The 2,441-nt window shown below is 71.0% G+C and carries 3 protein-coding genes and 1 pseudogene; 1 reads left to right on the top strand and 3 read right to left on the bottom strand.

The genetic code is table 11. The features are described 5' to 3' along the window. Nucleotides 1-445 (bottom strand): annotated as a pseudogene (locus tag RIF93_RS20105) (glutamine-synthetase adenylyltransferase); the annotation flags it as partial. A 38-nt stretch (nucleotides 446-483) separates the two neighbouring features. Here RIF93_RS20105 and RIF93_RS20100 point away from each other — a divergent pair. Continuing rightward, nucleotides 484-906 (top strand): DoxX family protein, encoded by a 423-nt coding sequence (locus RIF93_RS20100; RefSeq protein WP_309093216.1) that lies wholly within the window; start codon nucleotides 484-486, stop codon nucleotides 904-906. On the opposite strand, the gene RIF93_RS20095 is transcribed toward RIF93_RS20100, so the two are convergent. Then, complete coding sequence (locus tag RIF93_RS20095; protein ID WP_309093215.1) at nucleotides 896-2,296, bottom strand: HAMP domain-containing sensor histidine kinase; 1,401 nt, start codon at nucleotides 2,294-2,296, stop codon at nucleotides 896-898. The genes RIF93_RS20100 and RIF93_RS20095 overlap by 11 nt on opposite strands. 6 nt (nucleotides 2,297-2,302) lie before the next feature. Then, a partial coding sequence (locus tag RIF93_RS20090; RefSeq protein WP_309093217.1) for a winged helix-turn-helix domain-containing protein occupies nucleotides 2,303-2,441 on the bottom strand: 139 nt, incomplete at its 5' end.

Below are 2,441 nucleotides of genomic sequence, written 5' to 3'. Positions count from 1 at the left end.
CCGACCAGAGCGCTGCGGTCACCGACGCGTCTGCGAAGCGCGTCAGCGCGCCGGTCACCTGGTCCAGATCCCAGGCGCCGCCCAGGTCCGCCAGGGCGGTCATCAGGTGCAGTTCCTGCTTCAGCAGCCGCAGGGGCTCCACCGCGGCGTCCGGCATCAGTTCGGCGACCGCTCGGGTGCGCGCCAGCAGATCCTCGAGCCGCGCGTCCGGATCCCCTTCCAGGAGCTCGCCCAGTCGCTTTGGGTCGCGCCGCGCCAGCCCCGCAAGGTAGGGCGCGGCCCCGAACACCGGCGCGAGCGCTGGCCAGGCCTGCGCCATCGCCGGGGTCCACAGGGTATCGGCGATGATCTCGCGCGCCCGCTCGGCCGCCTTGGCGTCGGCGACGGGCCCGCAGGGCGCCATCCGTGCGCCCAAAGCCAAGTTTTCGGTTCCGCTCACGCTCATCCGGCGCCCATCATCCCGCCCACATGGAGGGGACGATCATGAACATCGCAAGCTGCATCACGCTGCCGCAACTCGCCCGTGGCGGGGACGCCGCCCTGCTGCTCACGCGGCTCAGCGTCGGGGCGTTCCTGATCTGGGGCGTCTGGGACAACATCACGAGCGCCGAGCACATGGCGAAGTTCGCCGCCTTCCTCAAGCAGTACGGCTTTCCCAGCCCGGAGCTGATGGCGCCGCTGGGCGTGGCCGTGCAGTTCGTCTGCGGCGTCATGTTCATCGCGGGCCTGGCCACCCGCTGGGCCGGCCTGCTGTGCGCCGTGAACTTCCTCATCGCCATCGTCATGGTCGACCAACACGCCGGCATCCGCGGCGCCTATCCCGCCTGGTCGCTGGTGCTGGTCGGTCTGCTGCTGGCGACCGTGGGGCCCGGCAAGTTCTCTGCCGACGCGCGGCTCAGGCCCTAGGCAGGATCAGGGCCACGCGCAGGCCGGGGCCCTTGTCGCCGACCTTGCCGGGCCCCTCGTCCAGCTCCAGGCGGCCGCCGTGCGCCTCCGCCACCGCGGCGACCAGCGACAGGCCCAGGCCCGCGCCGGGCTCGTTGCGGCTGTTCTCCAGCCGCACGAAGCGCTGGATCACCCGCTCCCGGTCGCCGTCGGGCACGCCAGGCCCGGTGTCCGTCACCGAGAACTCCACCTCGCCCGACGAGCGGCGGCGCACGCGCAGCATGATCGCGCCGCCGGCCGGTGTGTACTTCACGGCGTTGTCCAGGATGTTCGCCAGCGCCTGGGCCAGGAACTCGCGGTTGCCGCGCACGGTCAGGTCCTTCGCGAACTCGGCGGCGAACTCGATGTCCTTCTCCTCGCAGAGCGGCTCGTAGAGCTCGGAGATGTCGGCGGCGAGCTCGGCGGGATCGAACACCATCGGATCCGGCGCTTGGCCTGCCGCCTGCAGCCGCGCGATCGACAGCACCGCGCCGAAGGTCTTCAGCACCCCGTCGGTGTCGGTCAGCGCCTGGGCCAGGGCCTCCTGCGGGTCGCCCTTGCCGGCCTCAACGTCGAGATAGGCGGCCTCCAGCCGGGCCCTCAGGCGCGTCAGCGGCGAGCGCAGGTCGTGGGCGATGGCGTCGCCGGCGTGCTTGTGGCCGGCCATAGAGCGTTCCAGCCGGTCCAGCATTTCGTTCAAGCCCTGGGCCAGCTCGTCGAACTCGTCGCGGGCGCCGCGAACCCGGGCCCGCGCGCCCAGCTCTCCATTGCGCACCCGGTCCACGACGTCCGTGAGACTGGCCATGCTCCGCGAAACGTTGCGGCTGACCAGCACCCCGCCGGCGATGCCCACGATGATGACCAGCACCACCGAGCCCCAGAGCGCGTTCACGATCTTGCCGACGTAGGCCTCGTCCTCGCCAACGTCGGCCCCCACGAACAGGATCTCGCCGCCGGAGAGGCGCTGCTGCAGGCCGCGGGCCGGGTGCTTCACCTCCCGGCCCTGCACGTCGTAGTCGGTCACCTGGAACGTCGCCCAGGCGGGTTCGCCGGTGAACTCGTCGATGGGGCTCTCCTCGATCGAGCCCGAGATCCGCTCCTGATCCTTAGTCATCAGGAGGTACAGGAACGGCCGCTCGCTGGCGGCCCGCTCGATCAGCGACTGGTTCACCGCATCCACGCCAGCGCGGTCGTAGACGTCGGTCAGCGACCGCATCTCGCGGCGGATCTCCTGGTCGGTCCGCCGCGTCGCCTCACCGGCCGTCGCCACATAGATGTAGGCCAGGAAGGCGGACGCCGCGCTGGCGAACAGCGCCAGGAACAGCAGCGTCAGCCGGAACGGCGTCGTCCGGAAGATGCGCGGCAGGCGCACCTTGGGCTAGGCGTCCAGCCGGTAGCCCGCGCCGCGCACGGTCTGCAGCATCGGGCGGTCGAAGCCCTTGTCGATCTTCGAGCGCAGCCGCGAGATGTGCACGTCGATGACGTTGGTCTGTGGGTCGAAGTGGTAGTGCCAGACC

The organism is Phenylobacterium sp., assembly GCF_031181185.1.
In the GTDB taxonomy this organism is placed as follows: domain Bacteria; phylum Pseudomonadota; class Alphaproteobacteria; order Caulobacterales; family Caulobacteraceae; genus Phenylobacterium.
Note: the sequence above shows the minus strand (reverse complement) of the source record. Positions and strands in the feature narration are given on the sequence as shown.